We start from the raw sequence: 25,272 nt of genomic DNA on the forward strand, positions 1-25,272 counted from the left end.
GTTGTTGCCCCGGCTTAAAGGAGAGGCACCCGGCGTGCAAACCATCTATCGCCTGGAAGACCTGCGGGCGGCCGTAGCTTCATCCAAAATAGGGGAAAAAACCCTGGCCCTGGTGCCGACGATGGGCGCCCTGCACGAAGGGCACCTCACCCTGGTGCGCCGGGCGCGCGAACTGGCCGATGCCGTGGCCGTGTCGATCTTCGTCAATCCGCGCCAGTTCGGGCCGGGCGAGGATTTCGATGCCTATCCCCGCCGGCTGGAAGACGATGCCGCGCTGCTGCGGGCCGAAGGCGTGCACCTGCTCTGGGCGCCGAGCCCGGACGTGGTCTATCCCGAGGGCTTTGCCACCACGGTTTCGGTGGCCGGGCTGGACGAACCACTGTGCGGCGCCGCGCGCCCCGGCCACTTTGATGGCGTGGCCACGGTGGTGTGCAAGCTGTTCAACCAGGTGCAGCCCGATTTCGCACTGTTCGGGGAAAAGGACTGGCAGCAACTGGCGATCATCCGCCGCATGGCGCGCGATCTCGACCTGGCCTTCCCCCGCGCCGAAGCGATCATCGGCGTGCCCACCGTGCGCGAGGCCGATGGCCTGGCGCTGAGCAGCCGCAACCAGTACCTGACCGCTGCGGAACGCGCCCAGGCGGCGGCCCTGCCTCGCGCGATCCAGGCGGCGATCGCCGATCTGCGCGCCGGGGCCGATGCCGATGCCGCGCTGGAAGACCTGCGCACCGCCCTGCTGCGCGGCGGCTTTGCCCGCGTCGATTATGCCGACTTGCGCGATGCCGAGACGCTCGAAGCGCTCGATGGCCTCGGCAGCCGCCCGGCCCGCGTGCTGGTGGCCGCACACCTGGGCAAGGCGCGGCTGATCGACAACTGGCCGGTGGAATGATGCGGGGCGGCCGTCGCCTGGCTTTGGCTCTGGCGCTGCTGCTGGTGGCGCCCGTGGCGCAGGGCCGGGGCGTGGATGCCGCTGCGCTTGACGCGATCCTAGCGCGGCTGCCCAGCGGCGCGCGGATCGGCCTGCTGGTGGTGGATGAAACCGGCGCCGTGGTGGCAGAGCGCAATGCCGATGCGCGCATGGTGCCCGCCTCCACCACCAAGCTGTTCACCACCGCCGCCGCGCTGGCCCTGCTCCCCGCAACCGATCAGCCCGATGCCACCGGCGGCGCCAGTGTCACGCTGGAAGGATCGCCCCGTGCGCCTGACGTGGTGCTGCGCGGTCATGGCGATGCCCGGCTGTCCTCCGCCCCCGATTGCCGGAGCGACTGCCTGGCGACCCTGGCCGACGCCGTGGCCGCCCGCACCCATCGCGTCGGCCGCGTGATCGGTGACGACAGCGCCATGGCCGACGAGCGCTGGCCCTCGGGCATGGGCTGGGACAACATGGCCACGGTTTCGGCCACGGCTGTCTCGGCGCTGACGCTGGACGACAATATCGCCGTGGCCCAGGTGATCGGCGGCGCCTCAGGAGCGCCCGCGCGGATCGAGCCGCCTGCCGGCATCACCGTGAGCGGCACCATCCTGACGGGCACGGCGCAGCCTGCCATCGCGCGCAGCACGCTGCCCGGATCCGACATCTGGCGCCTGTCCGGCACGATCGCGCCCGGCACGACGCAACGGCTGGTGCTTTCCGTGGCAGACCCGGCCGCCCGCGCCGCTGCGGTCTTGTGGGCCATGCTGGTGGCGCGCGGCGTTACCGTGAGCGGCCCAGTGCTTGCCCGCCATCGCGCCGACGATGTGCCCGGGGCGGAACCGGCGCCGCTCGCGCGCCTGGTCCCACCGCCACTGGTGCAGGACGTGGCGCTCACCTTGCGCCAAAGCCAGAACCTGCATGCCGAGTTGCTGCTGCGCCGCCTGACGCCGTCCGGCACGGTGAGCGCCGGGCTTGCGGCGCGTGGTGCCGCACTGGCGCCAGTCGGCTTCGCGCCGGGCAGCGTCAGCCTCTATGACGGCTCGGGCATGTCCGCCCACAACCGCGTGACGCCGCGCGCGCTGGTCAACCTGTTGCGCTGGGGACAGGCGCAACCCTGGGGCGCCGCCTGGCTCGATGGCTTTCCCGTTGCGGGCCAGAGCGGCACGTTGAAAGGCCGGTTGCGCGGCACCGCACTCGATGGCCGGCTGCGCGCCAAGACCGGGACGCTGCTGGGCACGCAGACTCTCGCCGGCATCCTGCCCAGCACTGATGGGCACATGCTGACCTTTGCCGCGCTGGTGAACGACCTGCCCGAAGGCACCAGCGCCGTTCCGGTGGTCGATGCCCTGCTGCTGGCGTTGGGCGGGTATGACACCGCCGGGCATTGAGCCTGCGCCCGGCCGCTCTATAACCCGGCCATGGCCAGCCTGACGATCAATGCCCAGCCGCTCGACATCCGCCTGCCGGAAGACACGCCGCTGCTGTGGGCCTTGCGCGACGCTGCCAATCTCACCGGCACCAAGTATGGCTGCGGCACGGGTGAATGCGGAGCCTGCACGGTGATCGTCGATGGCCAGGCCATGCCGAGTTGCACGCTGTCGCTGGGTGAAGCGGAGGGCCGTAGCGTCACTACCATCGAAGGCCTTTCGCCGGATCGCAACCATCCGGTGCAGCAGGCCTTTGCCGCCGAGCAGGCGATCCAGTGCGGGTTCTGCACTCCCGGCCTGATCATGGCCGCAGCGGCCTTGCTGGCGCACAATGCCGATCCGAGCGAGGCGGATGTCTTTGCCGCCCTGCCGCATGTCTGCCGCTGCGGGGTACAGCCCCGGCTGGTGCGCGCGGTGCAACGCGCCGGCCGCATCCTGCGCGGGCAGGAACGCCCCGTGCGCCTGCCCGCCCCACGCACCGCCACGACCGGCGGGTTCTGACCTTATACCAACCATTCAGGAGACTGCGATGCACGCCACGATCTGGCACAACCCCGCCTGCGGCACCTCGCGCAATACCCTTGCTCTGTTGCAGGAGGCTGGCGCCGAGGTCACCGTGATCGAATATCTCAAGACCCCGCCCAGCGCGGCCAAGCTAGCCCAACTCTATCGCGACGCGGGCCTGACGCCGCAACAGGGCCTGCGCCTGCGCGGCACCGATGCCGAGGAGCGCGGCCTGCCCCAGGCCGACGATGCCACCGTGCTCGCCGCCATGGTGGCTGAGCCCAAGCTGATCGAGCGCCCCCTGGTGGAAACCGACAAGGGCGTGCGCCTGTGCCGGCCCAAGGAGAAGGTGGCGGAGATTCTCTGAGCGGGGACTGCCAAACCGGGCTTCCCGCGAAGGACAGCGGCGCCCTGCGCAAAGCGGGAAGGCAAAGAAAAAGGGGCGGATTGCTCCACCCCTCTTTATTCGATCTTTGGGATCGGGTTTCCCGGCGTGGCTGCCGGAGGAAACGGGCCGTGAAGCCTTACTGCGCCTTCCCGAAGGTGGCGAAGTTTTCGTTACCGACGAAGCCGAACTTGGTCACCTTGGATTCGGTGATGTCCTTCAGCAGCCGGTTGGCCGTTTCATAGCTGGCATAGGCGTCCGGCTGGAACTGAAGTTCCGGCTCCGGGTTCATCGCCTTGGTCGCCTGGAGCAGCGAGATCAGGTTGCCTTCGGTGATGGACGAACCATTCCAGAGGATCTGACCGTCCTGCGTCAGGATCAGCTTGTTCTTCACCGGGTCGACGTGCGGCTGGTTCGTAGGCGGAGTCGCCTGCGGCAGGTTCACGTTGACCGAGTGCGTGGCCACGGGGATGGTGATGATGAACATGATGAGGAGCACGAGCATGACGTCGATCAACGGCGTCGTGTTCATTTCCATCATCGGCGCGCCATCGTCCTTGCCGCCGCTCATTGCCATGGTGTGTTACTCCTGTTCGCCGTGCGCGCCCCGAAAGGCGCGCCCCGGACGGTCTCCGTCAGGGCTTAGCCGTTGGGATCGACCGGGGTGGAGATGAAGCCGACCTTGGGATAGCCCGCAGCCTGCACGTTGTAGATCGCACCGGCGATGCACTTCCACGGAACATTGACGTCGCCACGGATGTGCACTTCGGGGATCTTTTCCGGGTCCATGTTGGCCGCGCCGCCTTCACGCTTCACGATCGCGTCGAGACGATCGAAAGCCTGCTTGTACAGCTCGGTGTTGTCCACCGGAGTCACGTTGTTGAAATAGACGCGGCATTCGCCGTTGCGCGTCGAGCCCTGGTAGCCAGGTTCGCGCGGGCTGCGGCCGTTCGCGTCGGTCGAGACAACGGCGAGAAGCAGGTTTTCGACCTTGTCCTGGGTTTCTTCCGAGGCAAGAACGGGAACCTTGAGCTTCTCGACGGTCTGGATCGCGACCGGAACCGCGATGAGGAAGATGATCAGCAGCACCAGCATCACGTCCACGAGCGGCGTGGTGTTGATGTCCGACATCGGGCGTTCTTCTCCGCCAGCGCCGCCTACAGACATTGCCATTGGTTACATCCTATCCGATTGAAGCCGCGGGAGGGGCCAGGGTGTGGGCTGGAAGGCCGCCCTGGCCATGACCCGCGTTCTGCGGACAAGACCGGTAGCGGATGCCACCGGTCTTGGGGTGACAGCTTACTTCTTGACCGGAGCAGCAGCCGGGGCAGCCGGCTTGGCGGCCGGAGCCGGACCAACGGCGGGCTTCACGGCGCCCTTCGAGGTGATGTTGGCCAGAACGTCGGTCGAGAAGCCCTGGAGCAGCTCGGCGATCTTCTTGTTGCGCGACTGGAGCCAGTTGTAGGCAAGCACGGCCGGCACGGCGACCAGCAGACCCAGCGCGGTCATGATCAGAGCTTCACCGACGGGACCGGCGACCTTGTCGATCGAGGCCGAACCGGCGAGGCCGATGGCGATCAGGGCGCGATAGATGCCGACCACGGTACCGAACAGACCGATGAACGGCGCGGTCGCGCCCACGGTGGCGAGGAAGGGCAGGCCGCCGGCGAGACGCGCGTTGATCGCGGCTTCCGAGCGAGCGAGCGAGCCGTGCAGCCAGTCATGGGCTTCCAGGGCGTCGGTCATCTTGGCGTGCTGGTCTTCGGCGGCGATGCCGTCGTCGACGAGCTGGCGCCATGCGCTGTTCTTGTCCAGCTTGGCAGCGCCTTCACGCAGCGTGGGCGCGCGCCAGAAGTTGGCGAGAGCCTTGTACTGGCCCAGGATCTTCGACTGTTCGAAGAACTTGGTGAACAGGATGAAGAACGAGCCGAACGACATGATGCCGAGGATGGTCACCGTGGCGTACGAAATGAAACCGCCGGCCTGCAGGGCTTCAACGAAGCCGAACTTGTTCTGCGGCGCGGCATTGGCCGCAGCAGCGGCAAGCGTCTGGATAAACATTCGGGTCTTCCTCTCAAGAATTCGATAGCAAGTGCAAAAAGCTGCGCATGGACGGTGGCAGGTCCGATAGGGTGATGCCGGGCATCAGTCCTTCGGGATCTGCCAGCGCACCGAACTGCTGTACGAGCTGCCGACCGGCTGGCCGTTCTGCGTACCCGGCTTGAAACGGGCGCGACGCATCAGGTTCTGACAGGTCGCCGCGTCAAGTTCCTGGTTGCCCGAAGAACGCGTGATCGCGCAGTTGGTCGGCTTACCGTTTGCGTCATAATCCAGACGGAAGCCGGTCGTGCCGGTGGCGCCTTCACGGAGTGCACGCGACGGATAGTCGTTCGGCGTCACCCAGTCACCCGGGTTGCCACGCGGCGTGCCGGGAACCGGCGGCGGCGGAGGCGGAGGCGGGGGCGGCGCCGGCGGAGCCGGCGGCAGCACGACCGGAGCCGGCGGCGGGGCGACCGGCGGCGGCGTCGTCACAGCCTGAATCGGCGGCGGGGCCAGATTCAGGTTGATCGGCGGCGGCGGCGCAACGATCGGTGGCGGCGGCTGATCAGGCTGCTTCGGGGGCGGCGGCGGCGGCTCCTTCGGCTTTTCTTCCTCGATCTTGACCGCGGTGGTCACGTCCTTGATCTTCTTGAACGCCGAGTAGGCAAGGCCGGTGACCAGCGCATACCCCACGACGACATGAAGAACAGCAACGATGATGAGCGCGGTGATCTTGTTACCGCTCATCTGTTGGTCAGCGTATGCCATTCAGCTCCAATACTCCTGAACGTCCCGGCCAGGCCCGATACATCGCCCATAAGACAACGCCCATCGCGCCCAGAAAGGACCGACGCCCGGAATCACCGTTCCGGCCGACGAGACAATCCAGCGATTTCATTCCACCCTGCCGAACAACCCGGACCGCCGACATCGGACGCAGAGGGCCCGGCGGCGGCATGGTTCGGACTTGGTTTTTTGTTTGCCCGAACGACCGGGAGCTTTAACGCCGAACCCATAAGGGCGCAAATGCTTTATCGGTTAAGGGATGATTCAGCGATGCGTCCCGCAATCGCAAGGAAATCTTAGCAATTTTGCGGCGCTGCGCCGCACGGAAGGAGGAATATGGCCAAATCTGCGCATCCGGTGCGAAATTTTGTCGCCGGCTCGCTGCTGTTTGCCAGCATTTCGGCGCCCTTGCATGCGCAAGGCGCGCCATCCACGATTCGCACTCTTGACGCCCCGGCGCTGACCTACGCCGACCTTGTCGATCTTTCTCTGCCCGCGCACGTGGTGGTCAAGGCGGATATCACGGCCGTCTCCACGATCAACCCCGCAATCGCCACCGATGTGGCCCCCGGCAAAGTGCGGCTCTATATCGAGGCGCGCACCACCGCGCTGCTGGTGGGCACGGACATCGGCGAGACGCTGAGCTTCCTGGCCGACGTGCCGCTCGATGCGCGCGGCAAGGTGCCCAAGCTGCGCAAGATGCCCGTGCTGCTACTGGGCGATACGGTGCCTGGCCGCCCTGGCGAGCTCAGGCTGGTGGCACCCGATGCCATGCTGCCGTGGACGCCGGAGCTGGAAGCGCGGCTGCGCCCGATCCTGACCGAACTGGTCAACCCCGGCCAGCCGCCGGTGATCACCGGCGTACGCGAGACCATGCACGTGCCCGGCAACCTGACCGGCGAAGGCGAGACGCAGGTGTTCCTGTCCACCACCGGGGGCAAGCCGGCCTCGCTTTCGATCTTGCGCCGCCCCGGCCAGCCGACCACCTGGGGCGTGAGCTTTTCCGAGATCGTCGACCAGTCGGCCAAGCCGCCACAGCCCGAAACGCTGGCCTGGTATCGCCTGGCCTGCGCCCTGCCGGCAGAACTGCCGGCGCGCAGCCTGATCGGCGGCAGCGCGGACGATCAGCAGATCGCCCAGGAAGACTATGCCCAGGTGGTGCGCGAACTGGGCGCCTGCACCCGCAACCGCCCGCATGGCTGAAAGCCGGTTTGGAAAATGCGCCAAGGCGCATTTTCCGTGCGGCACCGCTGAGGCGCCGAGACCGGACCTCTGGCCTTTTGGCCGAGGCTCGCCTAGGGCACCGGCCAGAACATGACGAGAGTGGGAAGACCATGAGCGAACCCTTGCGCATCGCGCTCGCCGGCCTCGGCACCGTTGGTGGTGGCGTGATCCGACTGATCGAAACCAATGCCGACCTCATCGCCCGCCGGGCGGAGCGGCGGATCGAGATCGTGGCCGTGGCCGCGCGCGATCGCAGCAAGGATCGCGGTGTCGATCTCTCGCGTTATGCCTGGGAAGACGACATGACCGCGATGGCCGCCCGGCCGGACGTGGACGTTGTCGTCGAACTGGTGGGCGGGTCCGATGGTCCGGCGCTGACCCTGGCGCGCAACACGCTCAATGCCGGCAAGGACCTGGTCACCGCCAACAAGGCGATGATCGCCCACCATGGCCTGGAACTGGCCGCGCTGGCCGAACAGGCCGACGCCGCGCTCAAGTTCGAAGCGGCGGTGGCCGGCGGCATCCCGGTGATCAAGAGCCTGAAGGAAGGCGTGGCGGCCAACGAGATCCGCCGCGTCTATGGCATCCTCAACGGCACCTGCAATTACATCCTCTCCACGATGGAAGACACCGGCCGCGACTTTGCCGACGTGCTGGCCGAGGCGCAGGCCAAGGGCTATGCCGAAGCCGATCCGACGTTCGACATCGACGGGATCGACGCGGCGCACAAGCTGGCGATCCTGTCCAGCGTGGCGTTCGGCACCCGCATCGATTTCAAGAGCGTGACCACGCGCGGCATCCGCCGTCTGCTCGCTGCCGACATCGCCCAGGCCGACGTGCTGGGCTATTACATCCGCCTGATCGGCATGGCCGATACCGAAGTGGACGCAGCCGGCCAGCGCCGCCTGGTGCAGCGCGTCCAGCCCCATCTGGTCCACCGCGATCATCCCCTGGCACACGTCGACGGCGCGACCAACGCCGTGGTCGCCGAAGGCAACTTCGTCGGCCGCCTGCTGTTCCAGGGCGCCGGCGCAGGCGATGGCCCCACCGCCAGCGCCGTGGTGGCCGACCTGATCGACATTGCCCGTGGCGATATCGGCGCGCCGTTCTCGATCCCCGTGGCCGAACTGGGTGAAGCCCCGCCCGCGCAGACCGGCGACCGCATCGGCAGCGCCTATATCCGCTTCAACGTGGCCGACCGCCCCGGCGCACTGGCGGAAATCACCGCCGCGATGCGCGATGCCGGAGTTTCGATCGAAAGCCTGATCCAGAAGGGCACGCCCGGCGCAGCGGCGGGCGATGCCGATACGGTGCTGGTCCACATGGTCACCCACGATGGCCCGGAAAGCGCGATCCAGCGCGCCATGGCGCTGCTGTGCGATTCGCCGTGCCTGACCGAGCCGCCGGTGGTGCTGCCGATCCTGGAGGAATGAGCGCCCGCTCGGCACTCTGACACCCATCCGCGAGAGCCGGGAAAGGACAGCCTTTCCCGGCTCTTGTCGTTTGAGCGACGCGGGCTGTCAGGGCGCGCGGATTTCGCCCTTGGCGATGCGATCGGCGTCGGAGCCGGGCGGCGGCGGCGGCAGCGCGGTGATGTCGAAATAGTACATCGGCGGCGGCACGCTGCCAAAGCCCAGGCAGGTGTGCTTGCCCGAGCATTCCGGCAGGCCCGAGACGTTGGGCGCGCGCGGCAGGCCATCGTTGGTCGATTGCGCGGTGTCGGTCTGGTCGCGGAGCGGCAGGCGTTCCTTTTCGCGGGATTGCGCATCGCGGCACACCACGATCGAGCCGTCTGCCGCCCGGCCGGGACGGCACCGCGTGGCCTGGCTGCCGGTGATGATGCGCTGGGCGAGATTGCCGTCGGTATCGCCCAGGGTGGGCAGGCCCGGCCCGGCCACCTGCGGCACGGTGATGGCCTGGGCCGGATCGATCGGTGCCGGATCGGCCGGAGCCGACGCGGCTGCTGCATTCTGGGCCTGTGCCGGGGCGCCGGGCACAACCGCCAGAACCAGCCCGAACAGGGCCGCTGCCATCGGCGCGATCTTCGCAAGCGGGACTCTCGACAACACGGCTACCTCCCGTCTAGGGGCTGCCCAGACCTATCGTGCATACGACTGCGCAGTTCGCCCATAGAGGAGCCATCGTGACCGCCCAATCTCCCGAGACGCCCGCAGCATCCCAGGTTCTGGACCGTGTCCTCGTGCTCGAAATGGTTCGTGTCACCGAAGCTGCGGCGATCGGTGCTTCACGCCTGATCGGCCGCGGCGACGAAAAAGCAGCCGACGCTGCTGCTGTAGAGGCCATGCGCGCCGCCTTCAACGAACTTTACATGGATGGCACGGTGGTGATCGGCGAAGGCGAGCGGGACGAGGCGCCGATGCTCTATATCGGCGAGAAGGTCGGCTCTGCCCCAGGCGCAGGCCCGCGCATCGATATTGCGCTCGATCCGCTGGAAGGCACCACGATCACCGCCAAGGCTGGTCCCAACGCGCTGGCCGTGCTGGCCGTGGCCGAGGAAGGCGGGCTGCTCAACGCGCCCGACGTCTACATGGAAAAGCTGGCAGTCGGCCCCGGCTATCCCGCCGGCGTGATCGATCTGGACAAGTCGGTCAGCGACAATGTCCGCGCCGTGGCCGCCGCCAAGGGCGTGGCACCGTCCGACATCGTGGTCTGCGTGCTCGATCGCGCGCGGCACGAAGCGATGATTGCCGAACTGCGCGCGCTGGGCTGCGGCATCCGCCTGATCCCCGACGGCGATGTGGCCGGCGTGATCGCGGTGACCAACGAAGACACGGGCGTCGATCTCTACATGGGCAGCGGCGGCGCGCCCGAAGGCGTGCTGGCGGCGGCCGCGCTGCGCTGCGTGGGCGGGCAGTTCAAGGGGCGCCTGCTGTTCCGCAACGAGGCCGAACGCAACCGCGCCCGTAAATGGGGCATCACCGATTTCAACAAGATCTATGATCTCAACGACCTTGCCAAGGGCGACTGCATCTTTGCCGCAACCGGCGTGACCGATGGCTCGCTGCTCGATGGCGTGAAGATCCGCAAGAACGGCGTGATGACCACGGACAGCGTGGTGATGCGCGCGTCGTCGGGCACGGTGCGCTGGGTGAAAGGGGAGCACCGCGGGACGCGGTAAGCCTTCAGCTTGCCTTGCCCACGATCGCGCGCAAGCGACATATTGCGAAACACTGTGAAATGCAGTTTGCTGGGCAGCGTCGTCGAACGCAGCAGGGGGCAAGACATAATGAACCGATTCATCCTGGCCGGGGCCGCTGCCCTGGCCATTTTGCATGGCGCCGTGGCGCAGGCCGCCGATACCGCCCCGCCTGCGCCGGTCACAGCACCGCCTGCCCCATTGACCAAGGAACAGCAACGCGATGCAGAGGCCGCCGCAAAGGCAGCCGAGCTGGAAGATTTCCGCAAGAACGGCTCATGGTACCTGCGCTGCGACGGCAATCCCAACAACCTGACCGGAGGCGAAAGCTTTGCCCGGCTGGTGGGGGCTGTCACGCTGCTGGGCCTGCTGGCCCCCGCGCGCGAGCTGGCCGATCCCGCAAAACGCCAGTTCGGCGCCAAGGGAGTGGAAGCCTGCACTCGCCTGATCGACGATCCGCAGAAAGGCGAGCACAACGTGATCCGCCGCCTGCCACTGATCCTGGCGCGCGCCGCGCACCGCATTGAGGCCAAGGATTTCAGCGGCGCCGCGGCCGACGTGGGCAAGGCCCGTGCCGAGGCGCAGGCGGCAAACCTGATCGGCAATCCCTATTTCGACCGGTCGATGGGCCTGTCGTTCGACCTGCTGGAAAGCGAGGCACGGCTGCGACTGGGTGACCCCGAAGGCTCGACCGCCGTGCGGATTCGCGGCGCCTTGAAGATGCCATGGTCCTGGTATCCCAAAGTCACCGCACAGCCCTATTTCGTGGCGGGCATGGCCCTGACCGCAGACGAGCTGCGCTTCTACGACCAGGCCGCCGTGCTCGATACCCTCAGCCTGCTGCGCGCTGCGATCCGCCTGGAGGATGCCGGCCGCTTTGCCGAGGCAGCCGCACGGCGGGAGACGCTGCTGGCTGATTTTGAGTCGCAACTGGCCGAAACGCGCGAATCCGCGGTCTATGCTGGCAGCGCTCTCACGCTTGCGCTGGCCGGCCAGTGGGAACAGGCGGCGAAGCGGGCCGAAGAGGCGCGCCAGAATCTGGAAGCGCGCCGTGCCGCTGGCAAGGCCGAGACAGACGCCAGCAACGTGGTGGAATTGCTGGACCTTTACGGCGTGGTGGCCGCGTTCCACGCCGGCAAGGTAGCCGAAGCCCGGCGCGTGTTCACCGCGCGCAGCGAATGGACTGCCCCCTCGATAGGGGCCGCCGAAGGCGTGGCCGCGCTGCTGCTGCCCGGCTGCAAGCCCGAAGAGCGGATCGGCATGCTGGCCGAAACGCGGCTGCAGCGCGAAAACCGCCAGCGTGAACGGATGCTGGCCGCCCTGGCCGAGCGCGACAAGAACAACCGCACGCTGTTTTCCTACATCCTCCCTTACGCCGCCGTCAGTGCGTTCGAGGCGCAGAGCAAGCAGGTGTGGAACACCCAGAAATCGAAAATGGCGATCATGCCCAAGGAGCCGAGGCCCAATGGCCTGGTGGCCTATTTCAACGATGGCGCGCCCCTGACCCAGCCCGATGCCTTGCTGCTGCATGCCGCGCTCATGGCCAAGGCACAGGGCAAGATGTTCAATTTCTTCGTCAACGGCCAGAAACCGTCGATTGCCTGGGTGCGCCTGGGCACCAAGGGCGACGGCCGCGCGACTGAAGCGCTGCTGATCGATCCCGATCCGGTCATTGCCGAACTGGGCCAGGTGATCCCCTCGCCCGACGCACTGGCCCAGCGCGCCAAGGCCGGCGCAGCGGCAAAATAGCGGGACAGGCGCCCCTGGTCAGCCCGCCGCCAGCGCCAGGCGCGGGCCGGGGCGGTCCTGATCGAGCATCGAATCGCGACGCAGGTCTGTGGCCTTGGCCACATGGGCGGGGCGGTTGGCGACGTCGCGGGTCTGGAACGTGCCAACGAGCTGGGCCAGGGCCTCGGCCTCTGTCGCCAGGCTGCGCGTCGCGGCAGAAGACTGTTCGACCATCGCGGCGTTCTGCTGCGTCATGCGGTCCATGTCGCTCACGGCACGGTTCACGTCGCGCAGCTTGTCGGCCTGCTCGATCGCCGCTTCGGCAATGCCGGAGACCAGGCCGCCGATCTCGCCGACGCGGGCGACGATATCGCCCAGCCGTTCGCCGGTTTCGCCCACCAGAGTCACGCCCTGGCTCACTTGCAGCGTGCTTTCGCCGATCAGTTCCTTGATATCGCGCGCCGCATCGGCAGAGCGCTGGGCTAGGGCGCGCACTTCACTGGCAACCACGGCAAAGCCCTTGCCCGCGTCCCCGGCGCGCGCCGCCTCGACCCCGGCGTTGAGCGCGAGCAGGTTGGTCTGAAAGGCAATGCCATCGATCACACTGATGATCTGGCCGATCTTCTCGGACGAGGCTTCGATCCCGGCCATGGCTGCCACGGCGCGGGTCACCACTTCTCCCCCCGCCTCCGCCTCGCGCTGCGCGGCACCGACCGCGCTTTGCACGCTGGCGGCGCGAGCCGCCGTTTCGCCCACGCTGCTGGTCACCGTGTCGAGCGAATGGGCCGTGGTCGCCAGGCTGGCGGCCTGCTGCTCGTTGCGCTGGGCCAGGTCTTCGGACGCGGCGCGGATCTCAGCAATCGCGCGCGATACCTTGTTGGCCCCCACGCGCACCGCGCGCAGCGCCTCGGCCATGGCGCCGACAGCCGAGTTGTAGTTGTTGCGCAAGGTATCGAGATTGCCGGGGAACGGCTCTTCCAGGCGTACTTCCAGATTGCGCGCGGCCATGACGTCGAGCCCCTGGGTCAGGGCCGTGACCACCATTTCCTGATCGCGGCGGCCGGCCTGGCTGCGCTTGGCAGCGCCACGGAAGACATCGAGCGCACGCACGATCTCGCCGATCTCGTCCGGGCGGGTGTTGCCGTCGATCGGGTAATCGTAATCCCCCTTGGCCATTTCCTGAATGCCCGCGGCCGTATCCACCAGCGGCGCGATCACCCGGCGGCGCAGTTGCACCCCGGCCCAGACGATGGCCCCCAGCACCGCCAGCGCCAGCAGCCCGGACAACGCCAGCGAGACCAGCACCCGCCGGTATCCGGCATCGAGCAGACGCGCCCGCTCCGCATTGGACAGGGTCACCAGGGCATTCACGCGATCATGCTGGCGTTGGTAGGCCTGGCTCAACGCGCCATCGTGCACCGTGCGCATCATGGCAGTGTCGCCACGCCGTGCGGCCGGCAGGAACTGGTCGTCGACGGTCTTCCAGAATTCCACCTCGGCATCGAGCGTGGCGTTGACCGCGCCGCGCATGTCATCGGGCACGGGGGCCGCCTGCCAATAGGCCAGACGCTGCCGGAACTGGGCTTCCTCTTCCTGAAGCGCCTTCATCCCGGGCTCGACATGGCCGGGATCGGTCAGCATCAGCGTGGTGTGCAGGTAGGGCTCCACCACGAAGCACGGTGGCGGCAGAATGTCGGCCAGCAGTTCGTCCTGGAGCAGGCTTTCATGATGCATCGGGCCGCCAAAGCGAATCTGCGCCACCACGAACGCGGCCAGCGCAAGGGCGAGAACAACAAGGCCGATGACAAGCCGTGTTGCTTGCCGGGTTTGCACGCTCAGCATCGAGAACACTCCGGTGGACGGATTTCCCGATTTTCCTAGCCACGGGATGCTTAATGCTTGGGCTGCGCGGCTTGCGGAGAAATGCGGAGAGAACCGTGCGGAGCACGGCAAATTCCGTAACAGAATTGATACAATGGCAAACTTGCAAATGACTCGCATTAGGTTAGGAGCAAGGCATCCTTTGCCTTCGATGGACCATCCCTTGCACACGCTTGAAGAGATCGATCGCCCCAGCCCTGCGCTTCACCGGCCTGCTGCCGATACGCCGTTCCGCGTGTCGGCACCCGCCGCCGCTGCGGGCGCAGGCACGCGCCATGCGGGCAAGAAAGCGCGCAAGGCACGGCAGTTCTGGCTCAAGCAATTGCACACCTGGCACTGGATCAGCGCGGCAATCGCGCTGGTCGGCATGATGCTGTTCGCGATCACCGGCCTCACACTCAACCACGCCGCGCAGATCAACGCCCAGCCGGTGGTGGTCGATCGCAACGCCACCCTGCCCCAGCCGCTGCTGCGCCAGATCGCGCCGGCACCAGCCGCCAGCGATGCCCCGCTGCCCGATGCGGTGGCCAAGGCCGTGGCCCAGGCCGTGGGAATCGATCCCAAGGGGCGGCCGGGCGAATGGTCGGATGACGAAGTCTATGTCGCCATGCCCGGGCCGGGCACCGATCGCTGGGTCAGCATCAACCGGCAGAGCGGCGCGATCACCGCGGAAAAGACCGACCGTGGCTGGATTTCCTGGGCCAACGACCTGCACAAGGGCCGCAACACCGGCTCGGTGTGGTTCTGGTTCATCGATCTTTTCGCACTGGCCTGCGTGGTGTTCACGCTGACCGGGCTGATCCTGCTGCAGCTTCACGCCCGCCATCGCCCCGCCACATGGCCCCTGGTCGCGCTGGGGCTGGTGATTCCGGCGGGCATCGCCCTTTTCTTTATCCACTGACCGCAAGAAAGCCCCCGTCCGATGCGCAAGTCCCTTGCCCTGGCCACTGGCGTGCTGGCCGCACCGCACCTCGCCGTGGCGGCGCCCGCCGCGCCCGCCGGCACGATCACCGTCACCATCCCGCGCCTGAGCGTGGCCGAATACCACCGCCCCTATGTGGCCGGCTGGATCGAGCCCACCGGCGGCGGCCAGGCCCGCACGCTGTGGGTGTGGTACGATATCAAGAAGGTCGGCCGCGAACCGGGGACCAAGTGGCTGGGCGACTTGCGCAGTTGGTGGCGCAAGGGCGGCCGTTCGCTCGCCCTGCCCGCCGATGGCCTGTCGGGCCAGACCCGCGCGCCGGGCGCCTATCGCATTCCCCTGCCCGCCGGGCTCAAGCCGGGCGCCTACACCCTCTTCGTGGAAGCGGCGCGCGAAACCGGGGGGCGTGAACTGGTGCAGGTGCCGTTCTCCGTGCCGGTGAAGCCCGCTCCCGCCGGAACCAGCGGCCGGGCCGAACTGGGCCAGGTTTCCGTTTCCCTCCGTTGACAGGACCGATGCCGATGAATCGCAAGACCCTGCTTCTCGCCGCGCCGCTGCTGGCGCTGGCCCTGGCCGCCCCGGCCCAGGCCCACCGCATGTGGCTGCTGCCCTCGATCACGGTGCTGGCCGATACCAACCAGTCGGTGACGGTGGACGCGGCCGTATCCAACGACCTGTTCTATCCCGACCACTTCCCGCTGGGGGTGGAACAAGTCAAAGTCTGGGCGCCCGATGGCACGGCGGGCAAGGTGGAAAACGCCGCCCGCCTGCGCACCCGCTCGGTGTTCGACGTGGCGATCGACAAGCCCGGCACCTGGAAGATCGGCACCGAGATGGCCAATCTTTCGGGCACGTTCAAAGTGAATGGCGAGCTGTGGGGCGTGGGCATGCGCCGTCCGGGCGGAATGGGCGGACCGGGTGCTCCGGGCGGCCCCGGTGGCCCCGGTGGCCCAGGCATGCCGCCGCGCGGGATGATGTCGGGCGGGATGATGCCAGGCGGCCCCGGTGGCCCCGGCGGGCCGGGCGGTCCCGGTGGCCCAGGCGGTGAAGGCGGGCCGCGCCCGCAGATCGCGCCCGATCACATGGTGGCCAGCGTGGCCGACATTCCGGCCAACGCCACCGACGTGGATCTGACCGAGACGCTCAACCGCAACTTCGTGTTCGTCACTGCCGGCTCGCCCACCACGCAGGCGTTCACGCCCACCAACAAGGGGCTGGAAATGGTACCGGTGACTCACCCCGACGAACTGGTGACCGACGAGCCGGGCAAGTTCCGCTTCCTGATCGACGGGCAGCCGGCCGCCAAGCTCAAGGTGACGGTGATCCCCGGCGGCAAGCGCTATCGCGATATCGAAGGCGCGCAGGAACTGACCACGGCGGCCGATGGCACGGTCACGGTCAAGTGGCCGGTCGCCGGGTTCTATTGGCTCAATGCCAGCCTGGCCGACGATCACCCGTCGAACCCGCGCGCCGCGCACCGCCGCACCAGCTATACCGCCACGCTGGAAGTGGTGGCCCCCTGACCCCGCCCGGCACGGCGATGACCATGCTGCGGATCGCCGTGCCCCCGGCAATCGACCCGGCCTGCCTGGCCGGGTTCGATCCCCATGCCCCGGTCATCGCCCTGTCCGGCCTGACCATGGGCACGCAATGGCAGGTGCGCCTTGCCCATCCTTCAGGCGTCCATATCCTGGGCGCCCCTTCCACCGAAGCGCTGGGCGCGCAGATCCAGGCCCGGCTCGACCGGATGGAACGCACGCTCAGCCATTGGGACGGGCAAAGCCGGTTGATGCGCTTCAACCACGCCCTACCTGGCACGTGGTGCCGCATGCCCGGCGATCTCGCCCAAGTGCTGGCGCACGGCCTGGCGGTAGCGCGCGCCAGCCAGGGCGCGTTCGATCCGGCCATCGGCCGCCTGACCGACGCCTGGAGCCTTGGCCCCAATCGCCACGCCGCGCCGCCAGATGTCGCCACGCTTCGTGCGGCGCGCGCTGCCTCGGGCTGGCAGCGGCTGGTCATGGCGGAAGGCTGGCTCGCCCAGCCCGGCGGCCTCTGGCTCGATCTCTCGGCGATTGCCAAGGGCCATGCCGCCGATGCCGTGGCCGATATGCTGGCAGACCTCGGCTTGCGCCATGCCCTGGTCGAAGTGGGCGGCGAATGCACCGGGCGCGGCATGCGGCCCGATGGCGATCCGTGGTGGGTCGATGTGGAAAGCCCGCCGGGCACCACCCTGGCGCCGCTGCGGGTGGCGCTGCACCAGATGGGCATGGCCACCTCGGGCCGCTACCTGGGCGATCACACTCTCGATCCTGCCAGCGGGCAGCCGGTGTTCGGCGCACTGGCCGCCACCGTGCTGCATGCCCATTGCGCTCTGGCCGATGCTTGGGCCAGCGCGCTGCTGGTCTCCCCGTTTCCCGCCGCACAGGCCCTTGCCGAGCAGCACGATCTTGCCGTCAGGCTGGTGTGTGCGACTGGCCAGGAATGGCTCAGCCCGGCTTTGCGGACCATGCTGGAATAGAAGTAATACAATTCATATCATAGTCAGCAAAGAGGCCGCCGGGTTGCCCCGACGGCCTCTTTCCATGAACAGCGCAAACCGCTTTAGAACTTGACGTTGGCCGTCAGGATCGCGGTGCGGCCAGCCGCCTGGCTGGCGAAGTGCGAGGCATAGGCCTTGTCGTAATAGCGCTTGTCGAACAGGTTGTTGACGTTGGCCTGAAGCGAGAAGCGCGGCGTTACCTGAAGCGTGGCATTGGCGTCGAACCGCCAGTAGCCGGGCACATAGCGCGCCAGCGTCTTGGTCACCGTGCCGCCGCTGACCGCCGCGCCATAGCCGCCATAGACCTTGCTCATGTAGAGCGCGTTGGCGCCCAGCGTGAGGCGGTCTGTCGCCTTGTAGGTGGTGTTGGCGGTAAAGCTGTGATCCGGCGTGTTGGGAAAACGCTGGCCAGTGCTTGGCGAGGGCACGTAGTAGGTCACCCCGCCTGAAGTCACCGCCGTGGTGCCGCCATCGAGAATGGTCGAATCCATGTAGGTATAGCCACCAAAGACGGCCCAGCGCTCGGTGATGTTGCCGCTCGCCGAAAGCTCGATGCCCTTGACCCGCTTGCGCCCCACGAAGACCACCGTGCCGTTGGCATCGGTCGCGCGCGCGTTGGTGGTTTCGGTCTGGAACGCCGCCAAGGTCAGCGACAACGCCTCGGCCAGCAGGTTCCACTTGGTGCCCACCTCATAGCTGCGGGTGCGCTCCACCTTGAGCGAATCGGTGATGGCCTGGCTGGTGGTGTTGAGCGCGTTGCTTTCGCTACCATTGGCAAGATACGAGCCCGGCGGTGTGGCGGCCGTGGATGCCGAGGCATAGACGCTGCCGTTGGGCGCCGGTTTCCAGGTCAGGCCGGCCTGCCAGGTCCACAGGTTGTCGATGCGGCTGTACCAGGCGCGGCCGCTTTCGTCGGGCGCCGTGGCGGCCAGGCCGGGGCTGACGCGCGTGACATAATGGTCATAGCGCAGGCCAAGGTTGACCAGCAGCGCATCGCTCAGGCTGACCGTGTCGAACACCGAGACCGCTTGGGTGTTGGTGCGCGCCTTGGTCCAGGTCTTTTCCGCCGACAGCATGATCGGCGCGGTCACGCCCGAACCGTCTGCGGTATAGCTGACCCAGGGGTCATAGGGGTTGGGATTGGCCAGGCTGGTGCAGTTGTAGGCCGCGATCGAAGCTGCGCCGCAACGGCCGCCCACCGCATTGATCCCGGTGGCCAGCGCTGTGCCGGTGCTGGCGTTGGACTGATAGGCGCCGACATTGGCCGTCTCGCGGCTCACCTCGCCAGTGATCGCAAAGCTGTTCTTGATCCCGCCGAGCGTGAACGTGCCGTAGAAATCGGTCTGGTTGATGAAGCCGGTAGTGCGGCTGTAGCGCGTGTTGGCGCGGCGCCAGACGAGGCCGTTGAGCACGTTGCCCTGACTGTCGTCGGGCTGGGTCAGCACATAGCCCTGGCTCGACACGCCATAGCGCGTGGTGTTGCGCAAGGTCAGCCCGTTGGCGAACTTGTGCTCGAACCGGGCCGTGCCCGTGTTGACCAAGGTGTGCCGGAAATCGCGATCGACCAGGCCATAGAACGCGGTGCGCGGCGTATTGACCACGGTCGTTTCGCTATAACCGGCCGGCGCGTTGGCAGTGGTGTAAAGATAGGGAATGCCGGAATCCGGCAGTTCGTGGCTCTCCAGGTGATAATAGTCCAGCGTCAGGCTGGTCGGCCCGGTGAGGCCGAACTTGACCGAAGGCGCCACGCCCCAGCGATCCTGCCACACCGCATCGCGGCCGGCGACGTGCTGGTCGTGATACATCGCCGCCACGCGCAGCCCGACATTGCCGATCGGCTGGTTCACGTCGGCGGTCACGCGGCGGTATTCTGCGGTGCCGGTTGCGGCCGAGAGATTGGCGAAGCGCTGCGCGGTTGGCTGCTTGGAGACGAGGTTGATCGCCCCGCCCACGCTGCCGCGCCCGTTCATCGTGCTGTCCGATCCCTTGACCACCTCGATCTGATCGACGGCAAAGACATCGCGCGATTGCGCGCCGATATCGCGCACACCGTCGAGGAACAGGCTGTTTTGCGAATCCGAGCCGCGAATGAACGGGCGGTCGCCCTGGGGGTTGCCGCCTTCGCCCGCGCCCAGCGTGATGCCGGGCACGAAGCGCAGCGCATCGGCCAGGCTGGCCGTGGCATTGTCCTGCAACACCTGCGACGGGATCACCGTGATGGTGCGCGGCGTGTCGAGCAGCGGCGCGGTGTACTTGGGCGAAGCGGCGCGCTCGGTCTTGTAGCTGCCTTCGGTGATTGCAGTGTCGGTCACCGTCACGCCGCCCAGCACGCGCGGCTGCGCTGCCGTGGCGGTGCTGTCCTGGGCCAGGGCCGGGCCGGTTCCGGTAAGCAGGCCGATGCAGCCCAGCGCCAAGAAACGGGCGGCGCCGGCGGCACCGTTGCGATCAACTGAATCCCTCACTCATCAATCCTTTGCTTGGCTTGTCCAGGCTTGTGTCCTTGGCAGGGGCTAATGCGTTTGCCGGTCGTTTGCCTGGCATCCCCACCGCGACACCATCCGTCGCGCAGCCCGCCTTAATGCGAGTTGCTATCACTCGCAACGCTATTGATAATGATTCGCCGTTTTGTCCTATATCAACGCCAAGGTGGATCGCCCCATTAGCGTGGCCCGGGGCCGCTCGATCTGCCGCTCCGCGGGTTTCAGGTTGCGACAAATATAATGCTATTGCGATCAATTCGCTGGACCGGGACTATGCAACATGCTATGCGAATGACTCTCAATAACCTGCCGAACCGCCAACGGGGGCCAGAATAGTGAGCAGCCAGGCCAGTTTGATCGTCACGCCGGACCACGCGCCCGCCCTGACGCTCCGCCCGATTCCAGGGCAGCCGCTTGGCGAAGTGGTGCCACTGCGTCCGGCCGCCTGGCAGCCATCGCGCTATCAGGCCAGCAGCCGCCCACGCGGATTTGCGCTGGTCGGCGCCGGGGCCGCCGTCGCCGGCCTGCTGGCCGCGTTCCTGTCGCTCGGCGTGATCGGCGCCAAGCCACACCGCGAAACGCTGACGGCGGTGCGCCTCACCGCCGATCTCACCCCGACCCCGCCGCCACCGCCCCAGGCTGCACCGCAACAGCAGAAGTCGCCGCTGCTGCCCGCCTCGCCCATCGTGGCGCCCCCGCCGCCGATCACCCTGGCCGTGCCCGCGCCGGCCGTGGCCACCGCGCCCGCACCGGCTCCGGCGGTCGTGCCGGCACCAGCCCCCGTAGCCGCTGCGCCCGCCGCCCCGGCACCGGCACCAGCCTCCCTGACCTCAGCACCCAAGCGAGACCTCACGGCCAATCTGATCGAGGCGACACCGCCGCGTTACCCGATTGATTCGCGCCGGGCGCGCGAACAGGGAACCGTTCTGCTGAACATCACCGTCGGATCGGACGGCCGCGTCGCTGAAATTAGCGTGGCACGGTCCAGCGGATACGACCGGCTCGATCGTGCTGCCTTGTCAGCGGTCAAGCATTGGCGTTGGGCTGCATCCGATGTCATCAAGGGTGTGATCCCCATCCCCTTCGTCCTGCAAGGCTGAAAGCGGGCGCCATGATGCTGCACATTCCCGGCGTGCTCACGCCGGACGACGTCGCGCAGGCCCGCGCGGCTCTCGCCGAAGCCGAATGGGAAGACGGCCGCGCCACCGCCGGCCACCTCGCCATCCGCGCCAAGGCCAATCACCAGTTGCCGCTCGACAGCACGGTGGGTGCCGCGCTCGGCCAGCGCATTCTCGAACGCCTGGGCCAGACGCCGCTGTTCATTGCCGCTGCCCTGCCCCTACGGGTGCTGCCGCCGCGCTTCAACCGCTACGAAGGCGGCGGCACCTATGGCAGCCATATCGACAACGCCCTGTTCCGCATGCCCGGCACCGATACTTATGTGCGGACCGACATTTCCAGCACGCTGTTCCTGTCCGATCCTGACGAATACGAGGGCGGCGAACTGGTGGTGGAAGACAGCTATGGCGCCCACCGCGTCAAGCACGCCGCCGGTGACCTGGTGCTCTATCCCGGTACCAGCCATCACCACGTCACCCCGGTCACGCGCGGCTGCCGGCTGGCGGCGTTCTTCTGGACGCAGAGCCTGGTTCCGGCCGAGGCCGACCGCCGCAGCCTGTTCGAAATGGACCAGGCGATCCAGGCCCTCGCCGCCGAGCAGCCCGATCACCCCTCGGTGGCGGCGCTGACCGGCGTCTATCACAACCTGCTGCGCCGCTGGTCGCAGCCATGAGCGGCACGGCGCCGCTGCCGGCGGACATCGCCACGCTCGATGATTACGAGCGCCACGCCGCCACGCGCCTCGATCCCGCCACCTGGGCGCATATCCAGCAGGGCGCGACGACGGCCAACCGCGCCGCACTGGCGCGCTGGGGCCTGGTGCCGCGCCCGATGCGCCCGCTCGATGGCGGCAGCACGGCGCTGACCCTGCTCGGCCAGAGCCATGCCGCGCCGATCCTGCTGGCGCCCGTCGCCTATCACCGCCTGGCCCATGCCCAGGGCGAAGTGGCCACGGCCCAGGCCGCTGCCGCGCTCGATACCGGCTTCGTCGCCAGCACGCTGTCCAGCGTGCCGCTCGAAACCATTGCCCAAGCCCTGCACGCCGCGGCACGCGAGTTGCAGCGCCCCGCTCCGCCGCCGCTGTGGTTCCAGCTCTATCTCCAGCCCGATCCGGCCACGTCGCTGGCGCTGGTGCGCCGCGCCGAGGCGGCTGGCTATGGCGTGCTGGTGCTGACGGTCGACGCAGCGATCAAGCGCGCCGAATTCGCGCTGCCGCCGGGCGTGGAAGCCGCCAATCTTGCCGGCTTGCCGCCCCCGCGCCACCAGGCCGCCGCCCAGGGCGGTTCGCTGGTCTTTGGCAGCGCATTGGCCGCCCAGGCGCCCACCTGGCAGACGCTCGCCTGGTTGCGGCGTGAAACCGCGCTGCCGCTGGTGGTCAAGGGCCTGCTCCATCCCGATGACGTGCGCCGCGCGCGCGATGCCGGGGCAGACGGGGTGATCGTCTCCAACCATGCCGGCCGCGTGCTGGATGGCGTGGCCCCGGCGCTGCCGCTGCTGCCCGCGATCCGCGCGGCGCTCGGCCCGGATTTTCCGCTGCTGTTCGATGGCGGCATCCGGCGCGGGTCCGATGCGCTCAAGGCCCTGGCGCTGGGCGCGCAGGCCGTGCTGGTCGGTGCGCCGCAGCTTCATGCCCTGGCGGTGGGCGGCATGGCCGGGGTGGCGCACATGCTGCACATCCTGCGCACCGAATTCGAGCTGGCCATGGCCCAGTGCGGCTGCGCCCGCATCGCGGATATCGACCGCGAACTCGTGGTTGCCTTGTAGGCACCCTGCCGCCTATGCGGCTGGGCATGATCTGCGACCTGCCCAGCTATCTCGCCCGCATCGGCCTTGCCTCGGCGCCGGCCGCCACGCCACACGGCCTGGAGCAAGTGCAGCGCGCCCATCGCCAGTCGATCGGCTTCGAAAATCTCGATGTCATGCTCGGCCGGGGCATTGCGCTGGCGCCCGAGGCGATTCGCGGCAAGCTGGTCGATCGCCGCCGGGGCGGATACTGCTTCGAACACAACCGCCTGTTCGGCGCCATGCTCGCCACCATGGGCATGCCCACGCGGCCGCTTCTGGCGCGCGTCTGGCTACGCGCCGCGCCCGGCGTGATGACCGCGCGCACCCACACGTTCAGTCTGGTGACCCTGGGCAGCGAGCCCTGGCTGGCTGACGCTGGCTTCGGCTCGTCCTATGTGCCGCCAATGCCGCTGGTCGATGGGGCCACTGCACTTGCCGCCGATGGCTATCGCCACCGCCTGCGCCGCGCCCGCGCGCCGGGTGCGTTGCGCGGTGAATGGGAAGTGGAACGCAGCCTGGATGGCGCCGCCTGGGAAGCGCAATACAGCTTCGACACCAACGAAGTCGCCGCGCTCGACCTCGAAATGTCCAACCACTGGGTCGCCACGCGGCCGGAATCGCGCTTCACCCAGGCCTGCATCGTCTCGATCGTGCAGCCCGAAGGCTTTGCCTCGCTGCTCGACCGGCAGATGACCGTGCACACCGCCACCACGCGTACCGTAACCGAGCTGCCCGATGCCACGGCATGGCAGCGCATTCTGGCCGAGGTTTTCCAGATCGAGCTGGACGATGCCGAAGTGGGCCAGCTCGCCCCGCGCCTGTTCGGATAATCCCCCGGCTGGCCTTGGCCGCCAATCGCGCTATAGCGCGGGCCATGACTGTCGTGACCCGCTTTGCGCCTTCGCCCACCGGCCGCCTGCATGTCGGCAATATCCGCACCGCGCTGCACAACTGGCTGCTCGCGCAAAAGCACGGCGGGCGCTTCCTGTTGCGCATCGACGATACCGACGCGCAGCGCAGCCGCGAGGAACACGTCGAGGCGATCCGCGCCGACCTTGCCTGGCTGGGCCTGCATCCCGAACGCGAGGAGCGCCAGTCCGCCCGCTTTGCCATCTACGAGGCCGCGTTCGAGCGGCTGGTGGCCGACGGCCGGCTCTATCGCTGCTATGAAACCGCGCAGGAGCTGGACCTCAAGCGCAAGATCCTGCTCGGGCGCGGGTTGCCCCCGGTCTATGACCGCGCAGCCCTGGCCCTGACCGAAGCCGACCACGCTGCCCGCGCCGCCGCCGGCGACAAGCCGCACTGGCGCTTCAAGCTTGATCACGACACGCCGATCACCTGGGACGACGGCATTCGCGGGGCCCAGCAGTTCGATCCGCGCCAGATGTCCGATCCGGTGGTGCGCCGCGCCGATGGCTCGTGGCTCTATATGCTGCCCAGCGCGATCGACGATATCGAAATGGGCATCACCGACGTGCTGCGCGGCGAAGACCACGTGTCCAACACCGCCACGCAAGTGCAGATGTTCCAGGCCCTGGGCGCCACGCCGCCGCGCTTTGCCCATGAAGCCCTGCTCACCGGCAGCGAAGGCAAGCTGTCCAAGCGCCTCGGTTCGCTCGGCGTGGCAGACTTGCGCGAAGCGGGTATCGAGCCCGAGGCCCTGGTTGCCCTGCTGGCGCGGCTGGGCACATCCGATCCGGTCGATCCGGCACTGACGGCGCAGGAACTGGCCGTCAGCTTCAACCTGGCCCACTTCGGCCGCGCGCCGGCGCGCTTCGATGAAACCGAGTTGCAGCGCGTCAACGCCGCCGTCGTTCATCGCCTGCCGTTTGCACGGGTTGCCGCCCTGCTGCCCCAGGGGATGGGCGAAGCCGCGTGGGACGCGATCCGCCCCAATCTCGCGCATATCGGCGAAGCGGCGGATTGGTGGCAGGTGATCCAGGGACCGATCGCCCCGCCCGCGTTCGATGCGGACACGCAGGCCTTCCTGGCCGAGGCGGCGCAAGTGGCAGCGCGGCTCGACTGGACGAACGATCCCTGGCCGGCCCTGACCAGCGCACTCAAGGACAGCACCGGGCGCAAGGGCAAGGCCCTGTTCCTGCCGCTGCGCCAGGCGCTGACAGGGATGGATCACGGCCCGGACATGAAAGCCCTGCTGCCCCTGATCGCGCAAGCCGAAGCGGTCCGCCGTCTCTCGTGAACACGCAAAGCCCCTCCCGCATGCGTGCGGGGTATGGGGAGGGGATGTAGTGAGATTTCGCTGTGGCTGGAGGTGACAAAGCCCCGTAGCGGATGGCGCCGGGGCATTGTTGAGTTTGTGAGACTGGTTGCGGGGGCAGGATTTGAACCTGCGACCTTCAGGTTATGAGCCTGACGAGCTAC

At 67.8% G+C, this 25,272-nt stretch carries 24 protein-coding genes; 17 read left to right on the forward strand and 7 right to left on the reverse strand.

Annotated features, from left to right (window positions below; all coding sequences use genetic code 11):
• Window positions 1–34: 34 nt before the first annotated feature.
• Genes panC through arsC form a run of 4 tightly spaced genes read left to right on the forward strand, consistent with a single transcriptional unit; the run spans window position 35 to window position 3,211 of the window.
• Window positions 35–889, forward strand: a complete 855-nt coding sequence (gene panC, locus IE191_RS18510; protein ID WP_191325860.1) for a pantoate--beta-alanine ligase — start codon at window positions 35–37, stop codon at window positions 887–889.
• The gene (gene dacB, locus IE191_RS18515) at window positions 886–2,301 is read left to right on the forward strand and encodes a D-alanyl-D-alanine carboxypeptidase/D-alanyl-D-alanine endopeptidase (protein ID WP_229815628.1); all 1,416 of its coding nucleotides are present in this window, start codon (window positions 886–888) and stop codon (window positions 2,299–2,301) included. Before panC ends, dacB begins: the two co-directional genes overlap by 4 nt.
• Before the next feature lie 30 nt (window positions 2,302–2,331).
• Window positions 2,332–2,841: a (2Fe-2S)-binding protein gene (locus IE191_RS18520; protein WP_191325862.1), complete on the forward strand. Its 510-nt coding sequence runs from the start codon at window positions 2,332–2,334 to the stop codon at window positions 2,839–2,841.
• Between the two features lie 28 nt (window positions 2,842–2,869).
• The gene (arsC, locus tag IE191_RS18525) at window positions 2,870–3,211 is read left to right on the forward strand and encodes an arsenate reductase (glutaredoxin) (protein WP_191325863.1); all 342 of its coding nucleotides are present in this window, start codon (window positions 2,870–2,872) and stop codon (window positions 3,209–3,211) included.
• Window positions 3,212–3,368: 157 nt separating this feature from the next.
• Here arsC and IE191_RS18530 read toward each other — a convergent pair whose 3' ends face one another.
• From IE191_RS18530 to IE191_RS18545, 4 genes are all read right to left on the reverse strand, one after another.
• Window positions 3,369–3,806 (reverse strand): ExbD/TolR family protein, encoded by a 438-nt coding sequence (locus IE191_RS18530; protein WP_191325864.1) that lies wholly within the window; start codon window positions 3,804–3,806, stop codon window positions 3,369–3,371.
• 65 nt (window positions 3,807–3,871) lie between these two features.
• Window positions 3,872–4,402: an ExbD/TolR family protein gene (locus IE191_RS18535; protein WP_191325865.1), complete on the reverse strand. Its 531-nt coding sequence runs from the start codon at window positions 4,400–4,402 to the stop codon at window positions 3,872–3,874.
• Window positions 4,403–4,528: 126 nt separating this feature from the next.
• Window positions 4,529–5,290 carry a MotA/TolQ/ExbB proton channel family protein gene (locus IE191_RS18540; protein ID WP_191325866.1) on the reverse strand — a complete coding sequence of 254 codons (762 nt, stop codon included), beginning with the start codon at window positions 5,288–5,290 and terminating at the stop codon, window positions 4,529–4,531.
• Window positions 5,291–5,374: 84 nt separating this feature from the next.
• The gene (locus IE191_RS18545; RefSeq protein ID WP_191325867.1) at window positions 5,375–6,037 is read right to left on the reverse strand and encodes an energy transducer TonB; all 663 of its coding nucleotides are present in this window, start codon (window positions 6,035–6,037) and stop codon (window positions 5,375–5,377) included.
• 354 nt (window positions 6,038–6,391) lie between these two features.
• Between IE191_RS18545 and IE191_RS18550 the strand changes: the two genes are divergently transcribed.
• The gene (locus IE191_RS18550) at window positions 6,392–7,258 is read left to right on the forward strand and encodes a hypothetical protein (protein WP_229815629.1); all 867 of its coding nucleotides are present in this window, start codon (window positions 6,392–6,394) and stop codon (window positions 7,256–7,258) included.
• 131 nt (window positions 7,259–7,389) lie between these two features.
• The gene (locus tag IE191_RS18555; protein WP_191325868.1) at window positions 7,390–8,712 is read left to right on the forward strand and encodes a homoserine dehydrogenase; all 1,323 of its coding nucleotides are present in this window, start codon (window positions 7,390–7,392) and stop codon (window positions 8,710–8,712) included.
• 87 nt (window positions 8,713–8,799) lie between these two features.
• Here the strand turns inward: IE191_RS18555 and IE191_RS18560 are convergent, their stop codons facing one another.
• Entirely contained in the window at window positions 8,800–9,312 is a 513-nt protein-coding gene (locus tag IE191_RS18560) for a hypothetical protein (protein ID WP_191325869.1), read from the reverse strand.
• A gap of 110 nt (window positions 9,313–9,422) precedes the next feature.
• On the opposite strand from IE191_RS18560, the gene glpX reads away from it, so the two are divergent.
• A complete protein-coding gene (glpX, locus tag IE191_RS18565) occupies window positions 9,423–10,418 on the forward strand; it encodes a class II fructose-bisphosphatase (protein ID WP_268249458.1) in 996 nt (331 codons plus the stop codon).
• Window positions 10,419–10,526: 108 nt separating this feature from the next.
• Window positions 10,527–12,185, forward strand: a complete 1,659-nt coding sequence (locus tag IE191_RS18570; RefSeq protein WP_191325870.1) for a hypothetical protein — start codon at window positions 10,527–10,529, stop codon at window positions 12,183–12,185.
• A gap of 18 nt (window positions 12,186–12,203) precedes the next feature.
• Here IE191_RS18570 and IE191_RS18575 read toward each other — a convergent pair whose 3' ends face one another.
• Window positions 12,204–14,006: a methyl-accepting chemotaxis protein gene (locus IE191_RS18575; protein WP_191325871.1), complete on the reverse strand. Its 1,803-nt coding sequence runs from the start codon at window positions 14,004–14,006 to the stop codon at window positions 12,204–12,206.
• Between the two features lie 202 nt (window positions 14,007–14,208).
• Between IE191_RS18575 and IE191_RS18580 the strand changes: the two genes are divergently transcribed.
• From IE191_RS18580 to IE191_RS18595, 4 genes are read left to right on the forward strand one after another with little or no spacing between them, the layout of a single operon-like run.
• Window positions 14,209–14,946, forward strand: coding sequence for a PepSY-associated TM helix domain-containing protein (locus IE191_RS18580; protein ID WP_373299337.1), 738 nt, complete (start codon window positions 14,209–14,211; stop codon window positions 14,944–14,946).
• A gap of 21 nt (window positions 14,947–14,967) precedes the next feature.
• Complete coding sequence (locus IE191_RS18585) at window positions 14,968–15,474, forward strand: DUF2271 domain-containing protein (protein ID WP_191325873.1); 507 nt, start codon at window positions 14,968–14,970, stop codon at window positions 15,472–15,474.
• Window positions 15,475–15,488: 14 nt separating this feature from the next.
• A complete protein-coding gene (locus tag IE191_RS18590; RefSeq protein WP_191325874.1) occupies window positions 15,489–16,490 on the forward strand; it encodes a DUF4198 domain-containing protein in 1,002 nt (333 codons plus the stop codon).
• Between the two features lie 17 nt (window positions 16,491–16,507).
• On the forward strand, window positions 16,508–17,485 hold the full coding sequence (locus tag IE191_RS18595) for an FAD:protein FMN transferase (RefSeq protein WP_308432947.1): 978 nt from the start codon (window positions 16,508–16,510) through the stop codon (window positions 17,483–17,485).
• An 83-nt stretch (window positions 17,486–17,568) separates the two neighbouring features.
• Here the strand turns inward: IE191_RS18595 and IE191_RS18600 are convergent, their stop codons facing one another.
• Complete coding sequence (locus IE191_RS18600) at window positions 17,569–19,968, reverse strand: TonB-dependent receptor (RefSeq protein ID WP_229815631.1); 2,400 nt, start codon at window positions 19,966–19,968, stop codon at window positions 17,569–17,571.
• A 353-nt stretch (window positions 19,969–20,321) separates the two neighbouring features.
• Between IE191_RS18600 and IE191_RS18605 the strand changes: the two genes are divergently transcribed.
• From IE191_RS18605 to gltX, 5 genes are read left to right on the forward strand one after another with little or no spacing between them, the layout of a single operon-like run.
• Window positions 20,322–21,086 (forward strand): energy transducer TonB, encoded by a 765-nt coding sequence (locus IE191_RS18605; RefSeq protein ID WP_191325875.1) that lies wholly within the window; start codon window positions 20,322–20,324, stop codon window positions 21,084–21,086.
• Window positions 21,087–21,097: 11 nt separating this feature from the next.
• Complete coding sequence (locus IE191_RS18610) at window positions 21,098–21,778, forward strand: Fe2+-dependent dioxygenase (RefSeq protein WP_191325876.1); 681 nt, start codon at window positions 21,098–21,100, stop codon at window positions 21,776–21,778.
• A complete protein-coding gene (locus IE191_RS18615) occupies window positions 21,775–22,869 on the forward strand; it encodes an alpha-hydroxy acid oxidase (protein ID WP_191325877.1) in 1,095 nt (364 codons plus the stop codon). The genes IE191_RS18610 and IE191_RS18615 overlap by 4 nt, the downstream gene beginning before the upstream one ends.
• A gap of 26 nt (window positions 22,870–22,895) precedes the next feature.
• On the forward strand, window positions 22,896–23,720 hold the full coding sequence (locus IE191_RS18620) for an arylamine N-acetyltransferase family protein (RefSeq protein WP_191325878.1): 825 nt from the start codon (window positions 22,896–22,898) through the stop codon (window positions 23,718–23,720).
• Between the two features lie 44 nt (window positions 23,721–23,764).
• Window positions 23,765–25,090, forward strand: coding sequence for a glutamate--tRNA ligase (gene gltX / locus IE191_RS18625; protein ID WP_191325879.1), 1,326 nt, complete (start codon window positions 23,765–23,767; stop codon window positions 25,088–25,090).
• Window positions 25,091–25,272: the final 182 nt, after the last annotated feature.

The organism is Novosphingobium pokkalii (genome assembly GCF_014652855.1).
GTDB lineage: Bacteria > Pseudomonadota > Alphaproteobacteria > Sphingomonadales > Sphingomonadaceae > Novosphingobium > Novosphingobium pokkalii.

Excerpts from the sequence above, each read along its gene's own strand:
- dacB (WP_229815628.1), top strand. The coding sequence starts at position 886 with ATGATGCGGGGCGGCCGTCGCCTGGCTTTGGCTCTGGCGCTGCTGCTG.
- IE191_RS18520 (WP_191325862.1), top strand. The coding sequence starts at position 2,332 with ATGGCCAGCCTGACGATCAATGCCCAGCCGCTCGACATCCGCCTGCCG.
- arsC (WP_191325863.1), top strand. The coding sequence starts at position 2,870 with ATGCACGCCACGATCTGGCACAACCCCGCCTGCGGCACCTCGCGCAAT.
- IE191_RS18530 (WP_191325864.1), bottom strand. The coding sequence starts at position 3,806 with ATGGCAATGAGCGGCGGCAAGGACGATGGCGCGCCGATGATGGAAATG.
- IE191_RS18535 (WP_191325865.1), bottom strand. The coding sequence starts at position 4,402 with ATGGCAATGTCTGTAGGCGGCGCTGGCGGAGAAGAACGCCCGATGTCG.
- IE191_RS18540 (WP_191325866.1), bottom strand. The coding sequence starts at position 5,290 with ATGTTTATCCAGACGCTTGCCGCTGCTGCGGCCAATGCCGCGCCGCAG.
- IE191_RS18545 (WP_191325867.1), bottom strand. The coding sequence starts at position 6,037 with ATGGCATACGCTGACCAACAGATGAGCGGTAACAAGATCACCGCGCTC.
- IE191_RS18550 (WP_229815629.1), top strand. The coding sequence starts at position 6,392 with ATGGCCAAATCTGCGCATCCGGTGCGAAATTTTGTCGCCGGCTCGCTG.
- IE191_RS18555 (WP_191325868.1), top strand. The coding sequence starts at position 7,390 with ATGAGCGAACCCTTGCGCATCGCGCTCGCCGGCCTCGGCACCGTTGGT.
- IE191_RS18560 (WP_191325869.1), bottom strand. The coding sequence starts at position 9,312 with ATGGCAGCGGCCCTGTTCGGGCTGGTTCTGGCGGTTGTGCCCGGCGCC.
- IE191_RS18570 (WP_191325870.1), top strand. The coding sequence starts at position 10,527 with ATGAACCGATTCATCCTGGCCGGGGCCGCTGCCCTGGCCATTTTGCAT.
- IE191_RS18575 (WP_191325871.1), bottom strand. The coding sequence starts at position 14,006 with ATGCTGAGCGTGCAAACCCGGCAAGCAACACGGCTTGTCATCGGCCTT.
- IE191_RS18585 (WP_191325873.1), top strand. The coding sequence starts at position 14,968 with ATGCGCAAGTCCCTTGCCCTGGCCACTGGCGTGCTGGCCGCACCGCAC.
- IE191_RS18590 (WP_191325874.1), top strand. The coding sequence starts at position 15,489 with ATGAATCGCAAGACCCTGCTTCTCGCCGCGCCGCTGCTGGCGCTGGCC.
- IE191_RS18595 (WP_308432947.1), top strand. The coding sequence starts at position 16,508 with ATGACCATGCTGCGGATCGCCGTGCCCCCGGCAATCGACCCGGCCTGC.
- IE191_RS18610 (WP_191325876.1), top strand. The coding sequence starts at position 21,098 with ATGATGCTGCACATTCCCGGCGTGCTCACGCCGGACGACGTCGCGCAG.
- IE191_RS18615 (WP_191325877.1), top strand. The coding sequence starts at position 21,775 with ATGAGCGGCACGGCGCCGCTGCCGGCGGACATCGCCACGCTCGATGAT.
- IE191_RS18620 (WP_191325878.1), top strand. The coding sequence starts at position 22,896 with ATGATCTGCGACCTGCCCAGCTATCTCGCCCGCATCGGCCTTGCCTCG.
- gltX (WP_191325879.1), top strand. The coding sequence starts at position 23,765 with ATGACTGTCGTGACCCGCTTTGCGCCTTCGCCCACCGGCCGCCTGCAT.